This window comes from Streptomyces sp. NPDC054770 (assembly GCF_053611985.1).
Genome location: NZ_JBSHBL010000035.1, coordinates 95,394 through 115,044 on the forward strand (window position 1 = coordinate 95,394; position 19,651 = coordinate 115,044).

A 19,651-nucleotide genomic window follows, 5' to 3' on the forward strand; every position below is an offset into this window, starting at 1 on the left:
CTTTAGCTGTACCTACGGTGATCGCTTCCGTAGCGTCGAGGGCATGCCCAGCTCTCTCGCCGCCGCTGCCGCAGGCTTCGGCAGCGGCCTCTCGCTCATCGTCGCCATCGGCGCCCAGAACGCCTTCGTGCTGCGCCAGGGCATCCGCCGTGACGCGGTCCTCGTGGTCGTCGGCATCTGCGCGCTCTCCGACGCCGCTCTCATCTCGCTGGGCGTCGGCGGGGTGGGTGCGGTCGTCGTGGCCTGGCCGGGGGCGGTGCGGGCGGTCGGGCTGGTCGGCGGCGCCTTCCTGCTCTGCTACGGCCTCCTGGCCGCCCGCCGGGTCCTGCGGCCCGGCACCGGCGGCCTGCGCACCGAGGGCGAGGCGGCGGGGTCCCGGCGGCGGGCGGTGCTCACCTGCCTCGCCATGACCTGGCTGAACCCGCACGTCTACCTCGACACCGTGTTCCTGCTCGGCACCCTGGCCGCCCACCGGGGCGACCTGCGCTGGACCTTCGGCCTCGGCGCCGCCCTGGCCAGCCTCTGCTGGTTCACCGCCCTCGGCTTCGGCGCCCGGCTGCTCGGCCGCCACCTCGCCGGGCCGGCCGCCTGGCGGGTGCTGGACGGGCTGGTGGCGCTGACCATGATCGGGCTCGGCGTGATGCTGGTGGCGGGATCCTGAGGCGCCCGGCGCCCGGAGCGGCCGCATCCTGAGACAACCGGTTCGGCGGCGGCAGAAGTTGCTGGGATAGTGAACCTGCAACCGAAAGATGTAGCGGGCATCGAGAAGACCAGGACACCAGGAACTCCGTGGACACCAGCGAGAGCGGCACCCAGTCCGACATACAGACCCCCGACGACACCACGGCGGCCCCGTCCCGGAGCGGCTGGCGCCGCTGGGCGATGGACACCCGCCCGCTCCGCATCCCGGCCTACCGCCGGCTGTGGACGTCGACCATCGTCACCTCGGTCGGCAGCCAGCTGACCGCCGTCGCGGTGCCCAAGCAGATCTTCGACATCACCGGGTCGTCCGCCTGGGTCGGCGCGGCGAGCCTCGCCGGGCTGCTGCCGCTGATCGTGTTCGCGCTGTGGGGCGGCGCGGTGGCGGACAGCATGGACCGCCGCAAGCTGCTGCTGATCACCAACACCGGCATCGGCGTCACCTCGGTGCTGTTCTTCGTCCAGGCGGCCACCGGGATGAAGTCGGTGGCCGCGCTGATGGTGCTGCTCGCGATGCAGCAGGCGTTCTGGGGGCTGAACGCGCCGGCCCGCACCGCCTCCATAGCCCGGCTGGTCCCCGAGGGGCAGCTGCCCGCCGCCAACGCGCTCGGCTCGACGGTCATGCAGACCGGGCAGGTGGTCGGCCCGCTGCTCGCCGGTGCTTTGATCCCCGTCATCGGGCTGCCCGAGCTGTACCTGATCGACGCGCTGGCGCTGTGCGTGACGGTGTGGGCGGTCTACCGGCTGCCCGCGCTGCCGCCGCTCGGCGGCGCGACGGCGCGGCGCGCCGGGGTGCGCGAGATCGCGGAGGGCTTCCGGTACATCTCCATGCACAAGGTGCTGCTGCTGTCGTTCCTCGCGGACATCATCGCGATGGTCTTCGGCATGCCCCGCGCCCTGTTCCCGCAGCTCGCCGCCCAGACCTACGCCCCCTACGGGGAGGGGCTCGCGCTCGGCATGCTGTTCGCGGCCATTCCCGTCGGCGCGGTCCTCGGCGGGCTCTTCTCCGGGACGTTCTCGCGGGCCCGCCGGCACGGCTGGATGGTGATCGGCGCGGTCGTCGGCTGGGGCGCGGCCGTCGCCGGGTTCGGGCTGAGCCGCAACCTCTGGGTCGCCGTGGCCTTCCTGGCCGCGGCCGGGGTCGCCGACATGGTCTCGATGGTCTTCCGTGGCGCGATCCTGCTCTCCGCCGCGACCGACGAGATGCGGGGCCGCATGCAGGGCGTGTTCACCGTGGTGGTCGCGGGCGGCCCGCGGCTGGCCGACGTGCTGCACGGCACCGCGGGCTCGGTCTTCGGGCCGCGCGCGGCGGTCACGGGCGGCGGGCTGCTGGTGGTGGCGGTGATGCTGGCCCTGGCCGCCGCCGTCCCGGCCCTGCGCCGCTACCGGATCTGATCCCGGCTACACCGGCCGTCGTCCGACGTACGCGTCGAGGAGCTTGCCCCGGGTGACCTCCAGCCGGCTGGCCAGGATCTCCGCGACGGTCCGCACCAGCGAGAGGCCGAGCAGCGGATCCTCGACGCTCAGCGCGAGCACGGCCGCGGCGTCGTACTCGTACGCCCGTACCTGGCTGAAGGCGACCGCCCCGAAGTCCCAGGTGTACGGCGGGAACAGCCAGGACCAGCCGAGCAGGTCCCCGGCGCCCAGACTGGCCACGGTGACCCGCTTGCGGGACGTCACCTCCTGGTCCAGGTTGACCGCTCCCGAGCGGATCACCCAGAAGCGGTCCGCGGTGCCGCCGGCCTCGAAGATCCTGGTGTCCTCCGGGAAGGACACCTCGTGAGCCAGTTCCATGAGGCGCTCGCGCTGCGCCTGGGGCAGGGCGGTCAGCAGTTTGATGGCTTTGGTCATGGCACGGGGCTCCTCGCCGGCGAGGGTACGGGGTGCTTTCCCTACGCCCATTTCAGCCGCTGCCGTCCCGCCGGGCACCTCGAAGAAGGTGAGAATCGCCGCCGGAAAGCGGTCCGGGCATGAAAAAGCCCTGGCTGGACGGGGGAGGCCAGCCAGGGCCGTCAAAGGTGGCGCGGGAGGACCTGATGTCAACCCCTCGACCACTTATGGATGAACGGTAAACCATCCAGAGCGGTTTCGCGCAACTGGGAACAGGCTACGTGACCTGTTTCACTTCGGGAACCCCTCGTGGCCCCTCAACGGGTTTGGTCGCGCCCTCATCGGTCAGCCGAAGAGGAGAGCCCCGTACGAACGGGACACAGCCGAGCAACCGGTCCACCAGTCAGGGAGTGAAAGGATGCAGGAAAAGTACCGGACCGAGTCATCAGTCGCCGCAACAGAGTTCCGCCGTCCGCCGCTGCGGCCGGCCGAAGCCCGCAGAGCGGTACGCGGCGCGGTCGCCCGACGGGCCCTGCCGTACGCCGCCGAAGCCCTCGACGACGCCCTGCTCGTCACCTCGGAACTGACCACCAACGCGATCCTGCACGGCGGCGGGATCACCGGCTTCGACATCGACGTCGAGGGGTGCGTGCTGAAGGTGTCGGTCAGCGACCGCAGCGACGAGATACCGGTGGCCGAACGGGCCGTGGACGAACGCGACCGCTGGCGGGCCGGCGGCCGGGGCTGGCCCATCGTCTGCCGACTGGCCCGTGACGTGGAGGTCGCCGGACTGCCCTGCGGAGGCAAGCGGATCACCGCGGTCGTGCCGCTCGCCTGAGCCGCCGAGCGACTTCCCGCAGGACGCTGTTTGCGCCCCGACCGAAGGGGCAGACGGAGTTTGTGCTTCGGACCGGAGGCGCGCCAGAGGGAGCAGTCCTACGACAGCCCCCGGGCTCGCAGAGCGGTCCGGGTGGTGCTTCCGGCGGCCCTCACCCCGCAGTTCGGGCCGAGTCCCGGAACCACGTTCCGGTGACGCCCTGAAACCCATACTTCAGGAGCGATTCCGCATGCCCACCGACTTGTCGACCAGCCGTTCCCGCACGCCCGACCGCACCACTCGCACGACGAACCGCCGCACCCACGACGACGCCCCCGACACGGCGGCCCTCTTCACCCGCCTCGCCGCGCTCGACGACGGCCCCGAGCGGGACGCCCTGCGCGACGAACTGGTCGCCGCCTGGCTGCCCATGGCGCACCGGATCGCCGGCCGTTTCCGCGACCGCGGCGAGTCCGTCGAGGACCTGCGCCAGGTCGCCGCGCTCGGCCTGGTCAAGGCCGTCGACCGCTACGACCCCGCACGCGGCGCCTTCGAGAGCTACGCGGTGCCCACCATCACCGGCGAGGTCAAGCGGCACTTCCGCGACCGGATGTGGGCGCTGCGCGTGCCCCGCCGGGTGCAGGAACTGCGCAACCGGGTGCGGGTGGCCCGCCGCGAGCTCGCCCAGAGCCCGGGCAGCCCGGAACCCACCACCGCGGCCCTCGCCGCCCACACCGGGCTGACCGAGGACGAGGTCAACGCCGGCCTGGAGGCCCTGGAGAGCTTCAGCACCCTGTCCCTGGACGCCGAGCTCTCCGCGGGGGAGGACGGTCACAGCCTCGCCGACACCCTCGGGCAGTCCGAAGGGTCGTACGACGTCGTCGTCGACCGGGAGGCGGCCAAGGAGGGGCTGCGGCGGCTGCCCGAGCGGGAACGGGCCATCCTCTACATGCGGTTCTTCGAGGACATGACGCAGAGCCGGATCGCCGAGAGCCTCGGCATCTCCCAGATGCACGTGTCCCGCCTCATCAGCCGCAGCTGCGCCCGGGTCAGGGCCGAGGCCCTGGGCCGGTCCGTCTGAGCGCCGCGGACGCGGCAGCCGGACCCGCGGCTGCCGAACACCAGGGACGCAACAGCGTGACGGCCCGTCAAGCGGCCGCCCGCGGCCGCACCGGCACCCCCAGCGGCCGGGCCAGGCCCGACACCGCCTCGTCCAGGCGTTGCAGATGCCGCAGCACCCGGTCGGTCACCCGGCCGTAGCGCGGAGCGCCCAGCGTGCCCGGCTTCAGCATCGCCGCGATGCTGGGACCGGTCTCGATCCCGGGGGCGGGCTGCCGGCCGGCCACCTGGGCGGCGATCGCCTCGATGTTGTGCACGATCCGCTGCCCCGCCCCGCGCAGCCGCGGATCCGCCGCGATCGCCGGATGGGTGGGCAGCAGCTCCGCCGTCGCCGCGAGGGACCGCGCGTGATAGGCGCACGTCTCCAGGAGCGCCACCACATAGCGCGCCGTGTCCCGGCGGGAGCGCAGCGGAGTGATCGGATGCGTCAGCGGCTGCACGGCCGCCGCCAGATCGGCCAGCGCCTGGTCCAGGTCACGGGCCTTCTCCACCAGGTCGACCGGCGCCGCCCCGCTCAACTGGTCGGCCGAGGCCCGGGTGACGTCGGCCAGCCGGTCCAGCGTCTCGACGAGCAGTTCGTCGGTACGCCGGTCGGTGTGCACCGGCAGCACCACCGCGGCCGCGATCACCCCGCACACCGCACCGAGCGCCGTCTCCGCCACCCGCAGCACCAGGACGTCCAGGCTGTAGGTGTTGAGCAGCGTGTACAGCAGGCCCAGCATCGCCGTCACGAAGAACGACATCAGGGTGTACGAGATCGGCGCCGAGTAGAACATCGCGAAGACGAAGAGCAGCACCAGCCCGAACGCCGTCCAGGTGTGGTGCCCGACCAGTCCCGCGAGCACGATGCCGGCCACCACGCCGAGAACCGTGCCGAGCAGCCGCCGGTAGCCCTTCACCAGGATCTCACCGGTGGACGCGGTGTTGAGGAACACGATCCAGCAGGTCAGCACCGCCCAGTACCAGCGCTGGGCGGACAGGAACTCCCCGCCCACCATCGCCAGCGACGAGCCGACCGCCACCTGCACCGCCGCCCGCGTGGTCGGCCGGCGCAGCCCGGTCGCCTCCTCGGTCTCCCGTTCGCCCTCCTCGGCGCCCTCGATGGCCGCGTCCTCGGCGTCCAGTTCCTCCCGGGACCGGGAGGTGGCCGGGGTGTCGTCGGACTCGTCCTGCGGCCCGTCCAGCGCGATCCGCAGCCCCAGTACCGCCCGCGCGGCCTCGCCGATGCCCCGGAACACGTCCTGGACGGCGGACGGGGCCGGCGGCAGGTTCTCCTCCTCGCGGTAGCCGAGCAGCCGGTTGCGGAGCCGGGCCAGCGCGGTCCCCTTCCCGGGGCCGGCCGGGCGCAGCACCAGCAGCCGCAGCGCCTCCAGATCGAGCCGCAGCCGCTCCATCGCCTCGTCCCGCACCGGCTCCACGGCGGCCGACGGCAGCCGGGCGCCCGGCAGATGAAGAGTAAGCGTGTCCGCCCGCTCGGCGCTGCGGGCGGTGAGCAGCAGCAGCCCGAGCCGCTCGGCGGCGATCTCGGCGTCCGCGATCCGGCGCTGCACCAGCCTGGCCACGGCCTCGTCGGAGGTACCGTCCACGAGCCGCCCCTGGATCAGCAGCGCCGTCTCGTGCAGCCGGGCGGTCCTGCCCCGGACCTCCTCCACCGCCCGGTCCAGTTCGTCCGGCCCGGCGTCCAGCAACTCGGCCTGAGCGGCGACCAGCTGGGCGAACCGGGCCCGGAAGGCACGCCGCAGCCGGTCCAGGATGCCCGCGGCCGTCTGCCGGACCAGCACGAAACGCGCCACGGCCGCGCAGCCGAACGCCACCGTGATCGTGAGATACAGGCCGGGCAGCGCGGGCACGGTCGCGTGCACGAACAGCGAGACGAAGTAGATCTGGAAGCCGATCAGCCCCAGCGCCGTGCCCCGGTCGCCGAACCGGCGGCCGTAGACCGCACAGAAGATGAGCGCCACGAAGAACAGGTCACCGATCACCACCCGCGAGTTGAGCAGCGCGCCCAGCGACATCGAGGCCAGCGCCACCGGCAGGCCGAGGGCGAGCGTGACCGCCTGCTGCGAGCCACCCTTCTCGCGGATCGCGAAGGTGGCCACCATCGCCGTGATGGCCCCGGCCACCAGATGGGACACGTCGACCCGCAGCGCCGCCAGCACGGCGAGCGTGAGCGCGATCGAGGTGACCGTGCGCAGACCGGCGGTGAAGCGGAGCAGCCCGGGGTCGGCCGCCGCGAGCCGCCCCAGGAACTCGGCCCGCACCGACCGCCCCGCCGTGCTCACTCCGCCGCGCTCCGTGTCACGCAGGCGAGCCGCCGGGGTCCTCGGGGCCCTCGGCGCGCGCCCGTACCTGCTCCGGCGTCAGATACGTGTCCGTGTACTCGAAGTCCTTGAGCCGGGCGGGCTTGCGGGACTGGAAGCCCGTCCGCACGAAGTCGTCACCGGCCACCGCGTTCAGCAGCCAGTTGGTCGCGACCCGGGTCTTGGCCACGTTGGTGCGCAGCGCCGACCAGTGGTAGCCGCGGGCCACCGCCTGGGCGGGCAGACCGCGCAGTTCGATGCCCAGTGGCTTGGAGACCGCGTCCTTGCCGCCGAGGTCCACCACCAGCCCCAGGTCCTTGTGCACGTACGGGTGCAGCGGCCGGCCCCGCAGCGCCGCGATGACATTGTCGGCGACCGCCTTGCCCTGCCGCATGGCGTGCTGCGCGGTCGGCGGACAGACCGCGCCCGCCTCGCCCTTCGCCTTGTCCGGCACCGCCGCCGCGTCGCCGAGCGCGAACACCCCGTCATGGCCGGGCAGGGTCATCTCGGCGTCGACCGCGAGCCGCCCCCGGACCGTCTCCGCGCCCATGGTGGCGATCAGCGGGCTGGCCACCACCCCGGCGGTCCAGATCAGCGTGTGGGTGGGCACCACCCGGCCGTCGGTGAAGGTGACCTCCTCGGGGCCCGCCTTCTCGATCGACACCCCCAGGGAGACGTCGATGCCCCGGCGGCGCAGCACCTCCTGGGCGCTGCGGCCGAGCTTGTCGCCGAGCTCCGGCATCAGCTTCGGGGCGATGTCGATCAGGTGCCACTTGATCAGTTTGGGGTCGAGGTTCGGGTAGCGGTGCAGGGCCGCGTGCGTGAGCTTCTGGAGGCAGGCCGCGGTCTCGGTGCCCGCGTAGCCGCCGCCGACCACCACGAACTGCAGCCGTGCGGCGCGTTCGGCCGGGTCGTCGCTGGCGTCGGCCAGATCCAGCTGGGATATCACGTGGTCGCGGATGTAGGCGGCCTCGGCGAGGGTCTTCATCCCGAACGCGTGCTCGGTCAGGCCGGGAATGTCGAAGGTGCGGGTGACACTGCCCGGGGCCAGCACGATGTAGTCGTACCGCTCGTTCACGAGCTTGTCGGTTATGGTGCGGACGACGCACACCTTGGACTTCAGGTCCACCCCGATCGCACCGCCCGGGAGGATCCGGGTGCGGTACTTCTTGCTGCGGCGCAGCGACACGGCGATCGACTGGGGCGTCAGCACGCCCGAGGCGACCTGCGGCAGCAGGGGCAGATAGAGCTGGTAGGAGGTCGGCGACACCAGGGTGACGTCGGCTTCGTCGGGGGAGAGTTTCCGCTCCAGGCGGCGCACGCACCCCACTCCGGCGAAGCCTGCGCCCACCACCAGGATCCTGGGTCGTGTCACGGTGTATCCCTTTCCGCTGCTCCGGGCCGTCCGGCTCGACGCCGTCCGCGTGCCCCGGAACGCTTGCTTCGCACCACATCGATCCCACCGTGCCCGACGCCGTTCCGCCAGCCGGGGGGCGGAGCAGGCAGCCGAACGCGTGGGCTCCAGCATGCCCCTAGATCGCCCGGAGAAACCGGCTGTCGCACAGATATGCGCCGTACTTCCGTCCGGCTTTCGTCCGGCTGAAGACCGTCCCACGGCGATCACGGACGCCAGTAGAGTGCCCGCCATGGCGCAGACCCAGCCCGGAACGGGCTTCCAGAAGCGGCACATCGACCCCGACCGCGTGACCCCCCTGGTGGCCGCCCTGGACTCCCAGGACGCCAACCCCGGCGTACGGCGGCTGCGCGCCTGGGCCGAGGAGGCACTGGCGGTGCGGCCCGGCGACCGGATCCTCGACGTCGGCTCCGGAACCGGCTCGCAGACCCGGGCACTGGCAGCCCTGGCCGGCCCGGACGGCGTCGCGATCGGCATCGAGGTCAACCCGAGCCTGCGCGCGGTCGCCGAGGAACGGTCCGCCGACAGCCGGGCCCGCTTCCTGGACGGCGAGGCGGAGGCGCTGCCGGTCCCCGACGGCTCGATGGACGTCGTGTGGTGCGAGCGGGTCCTCCAGCACCTCCACGAGCCCGACCGGGCGATCGCCGAGATGGCCCGGGTACTGCGCCCCGGTGGCCGGGTGGCGGTGCTGGACACCGACTGGGGGACCACCCTCCTGCACCCCGGCGACCCGGCGGTGGTGCGCGCGCTGACCGGGGCCGCCCTCAACGGTGCCAACCCCTATGCCGGGCGCCGCCTGGTCGGCCAGCTGAGCGCCGCCGGTCTCGTGGTGGACGACCGCGGCTCGCAGGCCCTGCTCCAGGACCACCGCTCGGTCGCCTGGCCGCTGATCCGCATGCTCGGCGAGGCCGCCGTGCGCACCGGCGCCGTCACGGAGGAACAGCGGGACACCCTGTACGCCGATCTCGCCGAGGCCGCCGAGCAGGGGGCGCTGCACATGTCGGTGACGATGTTCGGGGTGGTCGCGCACCGGCCCCAGTGACCGCGCCCTGCCCTCACGGCGCCCTGCCCTCACCGAGGCTCCCTCACCGGGGCATACCTCACCAGGGCAGGAAGGCGTGGACGTCCTTGCCGTTCGCGGTGACGACCACGCTGACCTGGTCGCACAGGGTGTGCAGCAGATGCCAGCCGATGCCGCCGCCGCCCCCGTCCGGGTGGAAGGGCCGCGGCTCGGGCCGGACCCGGCTGGAGTCGTGCATCGTGACGTGGACGCCGTCGTACGTGCGGCGCAGCCGCAGCTCGAAGGGGCCCGGCGCGTACTGGACGACGTTGGCGGCCAGCTCCGTCACGACCAGCAGGATGTCGTTCCAGCAGTCGGGACCGGTGGGCGGCGACGTGCGGGCGAGGCCGGCCAGGTAGCCGTCGGCGGCGAGCCTGGCACCGGTCACATCGCCGAGCCGCCCCGGGAAGGAGGCCGTGCACCCGCCGGTCTCCTCCGCGGATCGCCTGTCGTCCCGCCGTCGTCCGGATGCCATGTCGTCTCTTTCAGCCCCGGGAGGGGGCCGTCGTCGCGTTGGTGTTCCCCTGCGCCGCGAGTTCCCACCATGGCACCGGGTACGCCTGGCCCGCTCACCGGAACACGTTGTCCGAGTCGTCCCAGTCGGCCGGCTCCGGCTGGCCCGGCCGGCGTACCGCCTGCGAGCGGGCCTGGTACATGGCGTCGATCTCGGCCGCGTAGTGGCGCGCGATGGCGTCCCGGCGCAGCTTCATCGACGGCGTCAGCATGCCGTTGCCCGGGGCGAACGGTTCCTGGAGCACCCGGTAGACCCGGATCGACTCGGAGCGGGACACCACACTGTTGGCGGACGCGATGGCACGGGCGATCTCCTCGCGCAGCGCGTTCTCCTCGCGTGCCTCGCGCCCGGGCGAGTCGCCCGGCACCGCGAGCGCCCCCCGCCAGTGGGCGAGGAAGTCCGGGTCCAGGGTGATCAGCGCGCCCACACAGGGCCGGTCGTCGCCGACGACCACCGCCTGGTGCACCAGCGGGTGCATCCGCAGCCGCTGCTCCAGCGGCGCCGGGGCCACACTCTTGCCGCTGCTGGTGATGATGATGTCCTTCTTGCGGCCCGTGATGGTCAGATAGCCCTCGGAGTCCAGCCGCCCGATGTCCCCGGTGGCCAGCCAGCCGCCGCGCAGCGCGGCCCGGGTCGCGTAGTCGTCACCGACGTACCCCTGGAACACCGAGGGACCGCGCACCAGGATCTCCCCGTCGTCGGCCACCTGGATCTGGGTGCCCGGCAGGGCCCGGCCGACCGTGCCCGACTTCTCCCGGCCCAGCGGCTGCATGGTGATCCCGCCGCTGGACTCGGTGAGGCCGTAGCCGTCATGGACGTACATGCCGATGCCCTCGTAGAACAAGGTGAGTTCACGGCTGAGCGAGGAGCCGCCGGACGTGGCCCGCAGCACCCGGCCGCCGAGTGCCCCCCGCAGTCTGCGGTACACCGTCCGCTCGTACAGGGCGTGTTGCAGCCGCAGGTCGAAGGCGGGGCCCGTGCCGACGCCCAGCCGCTGCCGCTCCAGGGCGGCGGCGAAGTCCCGGGCGGTCTCCGCGGCCCGGTCGAACAGGGCGCCCCGGCCGTGCTGCTGGGAGGTGCGCAGGAACGTCTTGTACAGCTTCTCCAGCACCGACGGCACGGCGTACAGGTACGTCGGCCGGAACGTGCCCAGCGCCGAGGCCAGCGCGGCCTCGGTCATCTCCGGCTCGTGGCCCATCAGGATGCCGCCGCGCAGACACATCACCATGATCATCAGGCCGTACACGTGCGAGAACGGCAGGAAGGCCAGCACGGAGGCCTGCTCGCCAGGGCGGGACGCGGTGTGCCCCCAGCCCGCCAGCAGGGTGTCGCAGGGGTACGCCAGCCCGCGGTGGCTCAGCGCGCAGCCCAGCGGACGGCCCGAGGTGCCCGAGGTGTAGGTGATGGCCGCCGTGGAGTCCGGCATCACGATCCGGCGCAGCGACTCCACCGTGGTCAGCGGGACGAACGCGCCCTTCTGCACCAGCTCGGGCAGCACCCCCGCGTCCAGCTGCCACACGTGCTTGAGCCCGGGCAGCCCCTCGCACACCGTGCCTACGGTCATCACCGCCCGGTCGTCCTCGACCACCACGGCCACGCAGCCGGCGTCCCGCAGGATCCACTCGACCTGGTCCCGCGCGGACGTCGGGTGGATCGGGACGACCTCCGCGCCCACCGACCACAGGGCGAGGCCGAACACCGTCCACTCGTAGCGGGTCCGCGCCATCATGGCCACCCGCTGTCCGGGCGAGATCCCCGACGCGATCAGCCCCTTGGCCAGGTCGACCACCTCGTCCCGCAGTTCGACCGCGGTGACCTCCTCCCAGCTCCCGGCGGCGGTGTCGGGCCGGCGCGCGAGCACCGGCAGTGTGGGGTTCCGGTCCGCCGTCTCGAAGATGCTGTCGGCGAGCCCGCCGGTCAGGGTCGAAGCGGTCGTCGGAGCGAGGGCGTAGTCGCGCATGCGCTGCTCCTGGATGTACGGAGGGTGACCCTCCCGATCAGTACTGTTGTCGATGCGGGTCGAATCTAGCCCAGGGGAGTGCGGCCCGTGTCAGGAACGGTCAACTCGTTTCCACCTGATGACAGGAGCTCAACCCTGGGTGCGGCGCACGCACTCCACGACGACGTCCCGCAGGCTCCCGGTGCGCGCCAGGAAGGACCGCTGCTCGCGGGCGCCGGTACCCCTGTGCAGCAACTGTGCGACGCCCTCCTCGACGCCGACCGTGTCACCGCTGTCGGCGAGCGCGTCCGCGGTGTGCGCCAGCAGCGCGCGCACCACCTCGACGGCGGGCCGGGGCCGCATGGTGACCGGGTCCAGGAGCTCCTGTTCCAGGCCGGTGCGGGCGGCCTGCCAGGAGGCCAGCCGGAGCATGCTCACGCTGGGGTCGAGCGGCGGCCGCCCGGCCCGCCAGTCGCGCGCCGCCGTCTCCACCAGGGCGCGGATCAGCGCGGCGACGAGGACGGTGGTGTCCGCCCGCAGGCACACGTCGGCCACCCGGATCTCCACCGTCGGGTAGCGCGTGGACAGCCGGGCGTCGAAGTACACCATCCCGGTGTCGAGGATGACCCCGCTGGCCACCATGTCCGCCACCCGCCGCCGGTACCGCTCGGCCGAGCCGAACAGCTCGGTCGGCCCCGCCGACGGGCCGCGCGCCCACAGCCGGCTGCGGAAGCTGACGTAGCCGGAGTCCCGGCCCTGCCAGAACGGCGAGTTGGCGCTGAGCGCACGCAGCACCGGAAGCCACGGCCGGATCCGGTCGAGGACGGCGACCCCCTCCTCGTCGGACTCGACCGACACATGCACATGGCAGCCGCAGACGAACCAGTCCACCATGGCGGCGCCGAACCGCCCGGCCATCCAGTGGTACCGCTCGTGCCGGGTGAGCGCCGGGTCGACCGGCAGCGGGTAGGTGGCGAGCGCCGCGACCGCGCAGCCGATCTCGCCGGCCAGCCGGCCCGCCTCCTTGCGGCAGCCGACGATCTCGGCGCCGAGCTCCGCCATGTCCCGCTGCGGACTGGTCGCGAGCTCCAGCATCTGCCCGAACAGTTCCGTCTGGAACACGGCCTGTCCGGGATCGTCCTGGGCGGCCCGGTCGAGGACGGCGGCCGACCAGGGCCTGGGCTCCCCGCTGTCCGGGTGGACCAGCAGGAGTTCTTCCTCCACTCCGACGGTACGCAGCACAGGGAACCGCCCTCCGGCCGGGCCGCGACCGGGCGCGGCGGGGTCTTTCATCCCGGACTGCCCGGACCGGGCCGCGGAAACACGTGACCGGGCCCGCGGCCGGCTACGGGGCGACGGGCTCCAGCCACACCGTGCCGAGCGGGGGCAGCGTGAGCCGCAGAGCGCCCTCGTCGGCGAGCAGCGGCCCCCGGCTGACGACGTCCCCGCCGCCGTACCGGGCACTGTCGGTGTTGAGGATCTCCCGCCAGACGGGCGCCCCCTTGGGCACGCTCAGCCGGTAGCCGGGACGGACCACGGGGGAGAGGTTGGAGACCGCCAGCAGGGGCCGGGCCTCGGCATCGAACCTCAGGAAGGCGAAGACGTTGTCCTCCGCGGCGTCGCCCAGGACCCACTGGAAACCCGCCGGATCGGTGTCGCGCTGCCACAGCGCGGGGTGCGCGCGGTACCCGGAGTTGAGATCGCGGACCAGATCCCGGACACCCCGGTGATCGGCCTCGGCCCCGTACCCGGGGTCGAGCAGCCACCAGTCCGGGCCGTCGGCATGGGACCACTCGCCGCCCTGGGCGAACTCCTGCCCCATGAAGAGCAGTTGCTTGCCCGGATGGGCCCACATGAAGGCCAGATACGCGCGGTGGTTGGCGCGCTGCTGCCACCAGTCGCCCGGCATCTTCGAGACAAGTGACCGCTTGCCGTGCACGACCTCGTCGTGGGAGATGGGCAGGACGTAGTTCTCGCTGTACGCGTAGACCATCGAGAAGGTCATCTCGTGGTGGTGGTACTTGCGGTGGACGGGCTCGTGCTTGATGTACTCCAGCGAGTCGTGCATCCAGCCCATGTTCCACTTCAGCCCGAAGCCGAGGCCGCCGCCGTCGGTCGGCCGGGTCACCCCGTCCCACGCGGTGGACTCCTCGGCGATGGTCACCACCCCGGGCGCACGCCGGTACACGGTCGCGTTCATCTCCTGGAGGAACGCCACCGCGTCCAGGTCCTCGCGCCCGCCGAACACGTTCGGCGTCCACTGTCCGGAGTCCCGCGAGTAGTCGAGGTAGAGCATCGAGGCGACCGCGTCCACCCGCAGCCCGTCGACGTGGAACTCCTCGCACCAGTACACGGCGTTGGCGACCAGGAAGTTGCGCACCTCCACCCGGCCGAGGTCGAACTCGTAGGTCCCCCAGTCCGGATGCTCGGCCCGCCGCTCGTCCCCGGGCTCGTACAGCGGGTCCCCGTCGAAGCGGGCCAGCGCCCAGTCGTCCTTGGGGAAGTGGGCCGGCACCCAGTCCATGATCACGCCGATGCCGGCCCGGTGCAGCGCGTCGACCAGGTACCTGAAGTCGTCGGGCGTGCCGAGCCGGGAGGTCGGTGCGTAGAAGCCGGTGACCTGGTAGCCCCAGGAGCCGCCGAAGGGATGCTCGGCGACCGGCATGAACTCGACGTGCGTGAAACCCAGGTCGTCGACGTACGCGGGGAGCTCCTCGGCCAGCTGGCGATAGGTCAGACCCGGTCGCCAGGACGGCAGATGCACCTCGTACACGGAGAACGGCGCCTCGTGCACCGGGACGTCACCCCGGTGCGCCATCCACTCCGCGTCGCCCCACTCGTAGTGCGAGACCGTCACGATCGACGCCGTCGCGGGCGGCACCTCCGTGCGCCGGGCCATCGGGTCCGCCTTGAGGAACCGGCCGCCGTGCCGGGACGTGATCTCGAACTTGTACCGGGCGCCCTCGCCCACCCCCGGCAGGAACAGCTCCCACACCCCGGCCGCGCCCAGCGAACGCATCGGGAACTGCGTGCCGTCCCAGCACGTGAAGTCCCCGGCCACCCGCACGCCCTGCGCGTTCGGCGCCCACACCGTGAACCGGGTGCCGGCCACCCCGTCATGGGTCATCGGCTCCGCGCCGAGCGCCTGCCACAGCTGCTCGTGCCGACCCTCCCGGATCAGATGCAGGTCGAACTCGCCGAGCGCGGGCAGGAACCGGTACGGATCGTGGACCTCGTGCTCGCGGGCCTCTCCGGCCTCCTCGTTCCCGTTCCCGTCCCCGTCCTCGTACTCGTACTCGACGAGGAGGGTGTACGACGGGACCTCGGCGTACGGCAGCACGGCCGCGAAGAGCCCGTCGCCCTCCGGGGCCAGGGGGCTGCGAACCCCGTCGGCCAGTACGGACACGGCACGGGCGTGCGGGCGCAGCGCCCTGAAGAGGGCGCCGCCCTCCACCGGGCGGGCGCCGAGCACGGCGTGCGGATCGTGATGGGCGCCCGCGAGCAGCCGTTCGCGGTCCGCGGCGTCCAGGGGCGGGGCCGTGGGACGGGACGGCCCGGAGGGCTCGGGGAGTGAAGAGTCACGCAGTGCCATGTCGGTCAGCCTCCCCAGCGGGCGAGCCGCTCGATCGCGGCCATGGGAACGGGAAGCCAGGCCGGCCGGTGCCGGGCTTCGTACACCACCTCGTACACCGCGCGGTCCGTCTCGTGGGCGCGCAGCAGTGCGTGCTTCTTGCGCGGGTCCCAGCCGGCCCGCGCAGCGTATCCCGCGCAGTAGGCCTCCCGGCAGCGGCGGGCCCATTCCGGGCGCCAGGGGCGGCGCTGCCGGGCCGCGTAGTCGAAGGAGCGCAGCATCCCGGCGACGTCCCGTACCGGCGACTGGGTGCTGCGCCGCTCGGCGAGCGGCCGGGACGGCTCCCCCTCGAAGTCGATGACGAACCATTCGTGGTCCGCCCGCAGCACCTGCCCGAGATGCAGATCGCCGTGGATCCGCTGGGCGAGCGGCCCCGCGTCGCAGGTGGCGAGCGCGTCGAAGGCGCCGCGCAGCCCCGGTACGAACGGCCGCAGCGCCGGCACCGCATGCGCGGCCGTGTCCAGCCGCGCCGACATCGCCTGCGCGGTGCGGCTGTGTTCGTCGTGGACGGCGGACGGGAACGCGGCGGCGAGCGCGAGGTGCACGTCCGCGGTGGCCCGCCCCAGCTCGTGCGCCTCGGTGGTGAAGTCGTGCCCGGCCGCGAGCGCGCGCAGGGCGAGGGTCCAGCCGTCGGACGCGTCCGGCAGGAAGGGCTGCAACACGCCGAGCGTCGCCGGGCTCGGCTCGGTGGTGCGGAACCAGGCCACGGGTGCCGGTACCCGTGCGCAGCCCTGCGCGGCCAGCGCGCCGGGCACCTCCAGGTCCGGGTTGACACCGGGCTGGATCCGCCGGAACACCTTCAGGATGTAGGAGTCTCCGTACACCAGCGAGGAGTTGGACTGCTCGGCGGCCAGCAGCCGGGGCGCGAGTCCGCCGGGTATCCGGACGTCCGGGGCGGTCTCGAAGCGCAGCGGGCCGGCCGTGCCGGGTATGCGCAGCCGCTCCAGGAGCAGCTCGGCGGCGTGCGGATCGTGCAGGGCGTCGTAGACGGCGAGCCCGGCCAGCGGGCCCTCCTCGGCCCGGCCTATGCAGGCCCGCTCCAGCCTGGGCGCGCGGTGTTCGCGCACGCCGAGCAGGAGCTGGTAGCAGTCACCGGACGGAGTGGTGTCCCCGTGGGGGGAGTGGTCGGCGTGCACCAGCAGGTGCAGGCAGCCGGGGAAGAGTTCGGTCACCGACAGCACGGACAACTCCGTGACGGGCCGGTCCTTGCCCGCGAACCAGCGCTGCCGGGGCAGCCAGTCGCGCAGCAGCCCGCCCAGCGAGGCCACCAGCGGCCGGTCCAGGCCGGCCGTCGTGCCCCGGGGCAGCAGGTCAACGGTCTTCGTCATGGGGACGCGTCCTTTCCTCGGCTCGGCACGCTCAGCGCCGAAGGCCGATGCGGGAGGCGACTCGGGAGAGCCGGAACCAGTAGAAGCCGTGCCCCGCGAGGGTGAGCAGATACGGCAGTTCACCGATGGCCGGGAACCGCACCCCGCCGATCAGCTCGACCGGATGCCGGCCGTCGTAGGACCGCAGATCGAGTTCGGTGGGCTGGGCGAACCGCGAGAAGTTGTGCACGCACAGGACCAGGTCGTCCTCGTACTCGCGGAGGAACGCCAGGACGGCCGGGTTCGACGACTGGAGTTCGGTGTAGGACCCGAGTCCGAAGGCAGGGTTCTGCTTGCGGATCTCGATCATGCGGCGGGTCCAGTGCAGCAGGGAGGACGGCGAGGACATGGAGGCCTCGACGTTGGTGACCTGGTAGCCGTAGACGGGGTCCATGATGGTGGGCAGGTAGAGCCGTCCCGGGTCGCAGGAGGAGAAGCCGGCGTTGCGGTCGGGGGTCCACTGCATGGGGGTGCGGACCGCGTCGCGGTCGCCGAGCCAGATGTTGTCGCCCATGCCGATCTCGTCGCCGTAGTAGAGGATCGGGGAGCCGGGCAGGGACAGCAGCAGGGCGGTGAACAGCTCGATCTGGTTGCGGTCGTTGTCGAGGAGGGGGGCGAGGCGCCGCCGGATGCCGATGTTGGCGCGCATACGCGGGTCTTTCGCGTATTCGGCCCACATGTAGTCGCGTTCCTCGTCGGTGACCATTTCGAGGGTGAGCTCGTCGTGGTTGCGCAGGAAGATGCCCCACTGGCAGCCGGAGGGGATGGCGGGGGTCTTGGCGAGGATTTCCGAGACGGGGTAGCGGGACTCCCGGCGCACGGCCATGAAGATCCGTGGCATGACAGGGAAGTGGAACGCCATGTGGCACTCGTCGCCGCCCTTGTCGTAGTCGCCGAAGTAGTCGACGACGTCCTCGGGCCACTGGTTGGCCTCGGCCAGCAGCACGGTGTCCGGGAACATGGCGTCGATCTCGCGGCGGACCCGCCTCAGGAACTCGTGGGTGGGCGGCAGGTTCTCGCAGTTGGTGCCTTCCTCCGCGTACAGATACGGCACCGCGTCCAGCCGGAAGCCGTCGATGCCCAGGTCCAGCCAGAACCGCAGCGCCGCCAGCACCTCCTCCTGGACGGCCGGGTTCTCGTAGTTGAGGTCCGGCTGGTGCGAGAAGAAGCGGTGGAAGTAGTACTGGCCGCGCACCGGGTCGTAGGTCCAGTTGGAGGCCTCGGTGTCGACGAAGATGATCCGCGCGTCCTGGTACTGCTTGTCGTCGTCCGCCCACATGTAGAAGTCGCCGTACGGACCGTCCGGGTTCTTCCGGGACTCCTGGAACCACGGGTGCTGGTCGCTGGTGTGGTTGACGACGAAGTCGATGATGACGCGCATGCCGCGCTGGTGGGCGGCGTCGACGAACTCCACGAAGTCGGCGAGGTCACCGAACTCGGGGAGTACGGCGGTGTAGTCGGAGACGTCGTAACCGCCGTCCCGCAGGGGGGACTTGAAGAAGGGCGGCAGCCAGAGGCAGTCGACGCCGAGCCACTGCAGATAGTCCAGCTTCGCGGTCAGACCTTTGAGGTCGCCGACACCGTCGCCGTCGCTGTCCTGGAAGGAGCGGACCAGGACCTCGTAGAAGACGGCACGTTTGAACCAGTCCGGGTCCCGGTCCTTTGCGGGGGTGTCCTCGAAGGTGTCCGGGACGGGTTCGTTGACAGTCATGACGCGCTGGGCCCTCCGTTCGCTGGTGTCGGCCGCTCCACCTGGAACACATGCGCCGGCGTCCGGCCGGGGGTGAGACGCACATAGCCGGTCCTGCCCCACGAGTAGGTCTCACCCGTCAGTTCGTCCCGCACGGACAGCACGGCGTTCCAGTCCAGGCCGAGTTGCGGCATGTCCAACGAGACCGTGGCCTCCTGGGTGTGGTGCGGATCGAGGTTGACGATCACCAGAACGGTGTCCGACCCGGTGCGCTTGCTGTACGCGATGACGGAGTCGTTGTCCGTGTGGTGGAAGCTCAGGTTGCGCAGGTGCCGGAGCGCGGGATGGCTGCGCCGGACGGTGTTGAGGCGGGTGATGAGGGGGGCGATGCCGTCGGTGTCGGCGCGGGTCCAGTCGCGGGGTTTGAGCTGGTACTTCTCGGAGTCGAGGTACTCCTCGCCGCCCTCTTTGAGGGGGGTGTTCTCGCAGAGTTCGTAGCCGCTGTAGATGCCCCAGGTGGGGGAGAGGGTGGCGGCGAGCACGGCACGGGCCTCGAAGGCGGGCCGGCCGCCGTGCTGGAGGTAGGCGTGCAGGATGTCGGGGGTGTTGGCGAAGAAGTTGGGCCGCATCCATGCGGCGGACTCGCCCGACAGCTCGGTGAGGTATTCGGTGAGTTCCTGCTTGGTGTTGCGCCAGGTGAAGTAGGTGTAGGACTGCTGGAAGCCGGTCTGGGCGAGGGTGCGCATCATCGCGGGCCGGGTGAAGGCCTCGGCGAGGAAGATGACGTCCGGGTCGGCCGTGTTGATCTCGGCGATCACCCGTTCCCAGAACACGACGGGTTTGGTGTGCGGGTTGTCCACGCGGAAGATCCGCACCCCGCAGTCCATCCAGTGCCGCAGCACGCGGACGGTCTCGGCGACCAGGCCGTCCATGTCGGCGTCGAAGGCGACCGGGTAGATGTCCTGGTACTTCTTCGGCGGGTTCTCGGCGTAGGCGATGGTGCCGTCGGGGCGGTGGTGGAACCACTCGGGATGCTTCTCCACCCAGGGGTGGTCGGGTGAGCACTGCAGGGCGAAGTCCAGGGCGATCTCCAGCCCGTGCCGCCCGGCTTCGGCGACGAACCACTGGAAGTCCTCCAGGGTCCCCAGGTCCGGATGGACGCTGTCGTGGCCGCCTTCGGGCGACCCGATCGCCCAGGGCACCCCGACATCGTCCGGGGTGGGGTCGAGGGTGTTGTTGCGGCCCTTGCGGAAGGTGGTCCCGATGGGATG

15 protein-coding genes are annotated in these 19,651 nt (G+C 72.0%); 5 read left to right on the forward strand and 10 right to left on the reverse strand.

From position 1 onward, the window contains the following. Nucleotides 1-43: 43 nt before the first annotated feature. Nucleotides 44-661, forward strand: a complete 618-nt coding sequence (locus ACWGKQ_RS27845; RefSeq protein WP_453294698.1) for a LysE/ArgO family amino acid transporter — start codon at nucleotides 44-46, stop codon at nucleotides 659-661. A 128-nt stretch (nucleotides 662-789) separates the two neighbouring features. Further along, entirely contained in the window at nucleotides 790-2,094 is a 1,305-nt protein-coding gene (locus tag ACWGKQ_RS27850; protein ID WP_453294699.1) for an MFS transporter, read from the forward strand. Nucleotides 2,095-2,100: 6 nt separating this feature from the next. On the opposite strand, the gene ACWGKQ_RS27855 is transcribed toward ACWGKQ_RS27850, so the two are convergent. Beyond that, nucleotides 2,101-2,550, reverse strand: coding sequence for a cyclic nucleotide-binding domain-containing protein (locus ACWGKQ_RS27855; protein ID WP_453294700.1), 450 nt, complete (start codon nucleotides 2,548-2,550; stop codon nucleotides 2,101-2,103). A 397-nt stretch (nucleotides 2,551-2,947) separates the two neighbouring features. Between ACWGKQ_RS27855 and ACWGKQ_RS27860 the strand changes: the two genes are divergently transcribed. Further along, complete coding sequence (locus ACWGKQ_RS27860) at nucleotides 2,948-3,367, forward strand: ATP-binding protein (RefSeq protein WP_453294701.1); 420 nt, start codon at nucleotides 2,948-2,950, stop codon at nucleotides 3,365-3,367. A 229-nt stretch (nucleotides 3,368-3,596) separates the two neighbouring features. Next, on the forward strand, nucleotides 3,597-4,427 hold the full coding sequence (locus ACWGKQ_RS27865) for a SigB/SigF/SigG family RNA polymerase sigma factor (RefSeq protein ID WP_453294702.1): 831 nt from the start codon (nucleotides 3,597-3,599) through the stop codon (nucleotides 4,425-4,427). Nucleotides 4,428-4,494: 67 nt separating this feature from the next. On the opposite strand, the gene ACWGKQ_RS27870 is transcribed toward ACWGKQ_RS27865, so the two are convergent. Continuing rightward, complete coding sequence (locus ACWGKQ_RS27870; protein WP_453294703.1) at nucleotides 4,495-6,747, reverse strand: FUSC family protein; 2,253 nt, start codon at nucleotides 6,745-6,747, stop codon at nucleotides 4,495-4,497. Between the two features lie 16 nt (nucleotides 6,748-6,763). Next, the gene (locus ACWGKQ_RS27875) at nucleotides 6,764-8,140 is read right to left on the reverse strand and encodes an NAD(P)/FAD-dependent oxidoreductase (RefSeq protein WP_453294704.1); all 1,377 of its coding nucleotides are present in this window, start codon (nucleotides 8,138-8,140) and stop codon (nucleotides 6,764-6,766) included. A gap of 271 nt (nucleotides 8,141-8,411) precedes the next feature. Here ACWGKQ_RS27875 and ACWGKQ_RS27880 point away from each other — a divergent pair, with 271 nt between their 5' ends. Next, nucleotides 8,412-9,221 carry a methyltransferase domain-containing protein gene (locus ACWGKQ_RS27880; protein WP_453294705.1) on the forward strand — a complete coding sequence of 270 codons (810 nt, stop codon included), beginning with the start codon at nucleotides 8,412-8,414 and terminating at the stop codon, nucleotides 9,219-9,221. A 58-nt stretch (nucleotides 9,222-9,279) separates the two neighbouring features. Here the strand turns inward: ACWGKQ_RS27880 and ACWGKQ_RS27885 are convergent, their stop codons facing one another. From ACWGKQ_RS27885 to ACWGKQ_RS27915, 7 genes are all read right to left on the reverse strand, one after another. Next, nucleotides 9,280-9,714 (reverse strand): ATP-binding protein, encoded by a 435-nt coding sequence (locus ACWGKQ_RS27885; RefSeq protein WP_453294706.1) that lies wholly within the window; start codon nucleotides 9,712-9,714, stop codon nucleotides 9,280-9,282. A gap of 94 nt (nucleotides 9,715-9,808) precedes the next feature. Next, entirely contained in the window at nucleotides 9,809-11,713 is a 1,905-nt protein-coding gene (locus tag ACWGKQ_RS27890; RefSeq protein ID WP_453294707.1) for an AMP-dependent synthetase/ligase, read from the reverse strand. A 129-nt stretch (nucleotides 11,714-11,842) separates the two neighbouring features. Beyond that, complete coding sequence (locus ACWGKQ_RS27895) at nucleotides 11,843-12,931, reverse strand: glutamate--cysteine ligase 2 (protein ID WP_453294720.1); 1,089 nt, start codon at nucleotides 12,929-12,931, stop codon at nucleotides 11,843-11,845. A 106-nt stretch (nucleotides 12,932-13,037) separates the two neighbouring features. Next, nucleotides 13,038-15,284 carry a 1,4-alpha-glucan branching enzyme gene (gene glgB, locus ACWGKQ_RS27900; protein WP_453294708.1) on the reverse strand — a complete coding sequence of 749 codons (2,247 nt, stop codon included), beginning with the start codon at nucleotides 15,282-15,284 and terminating at the stop codon, nucleotides 13,038-13,040. A gap of 5 nt (nucleotides 15,285-15,289) precedes the next feature. After that, nucleotides 15,290-16,651 carry a maltokinase N-terminal cap-like domain-containing protein gene (locus tag ACWGKQ_RS27905; protein ID WP_453294709.1) on the reverse strand — a complete coding sequence of 454 codons (1,362 nt, stop codon included), beginning with the start codon at nucleotides 16,649-16,651 and terminating at the stop codon, nucleotides 15,290-15,292. A gap of 31 nt (nucleotides 16,652-16,682) precedes the next feature. Continuing rightward, a complete protein-coding gene (gene treS, locus ACWGKQ_RS27910) occupies nucleotides 16,683-18,401 on the reverse strand; it encodes a maltose alpha-D-glucosyltransferase (protein ID WP_453294710.1) in 1,719 nt (572 codons plus the stop codon). Beyond that, a partial coding sequence (locus ACWGKQ_RS27915) for a DUF3459 domain-containing protein (RefSeq protein ID WP_453294711.1) occupies nucleotides 18,398-19,651 on the reverse strand: 1,254 nt, incomplete at its 5' end. The genes ACWGKQ_RS27915 and treS, both read right to left, overlap by 4 nt.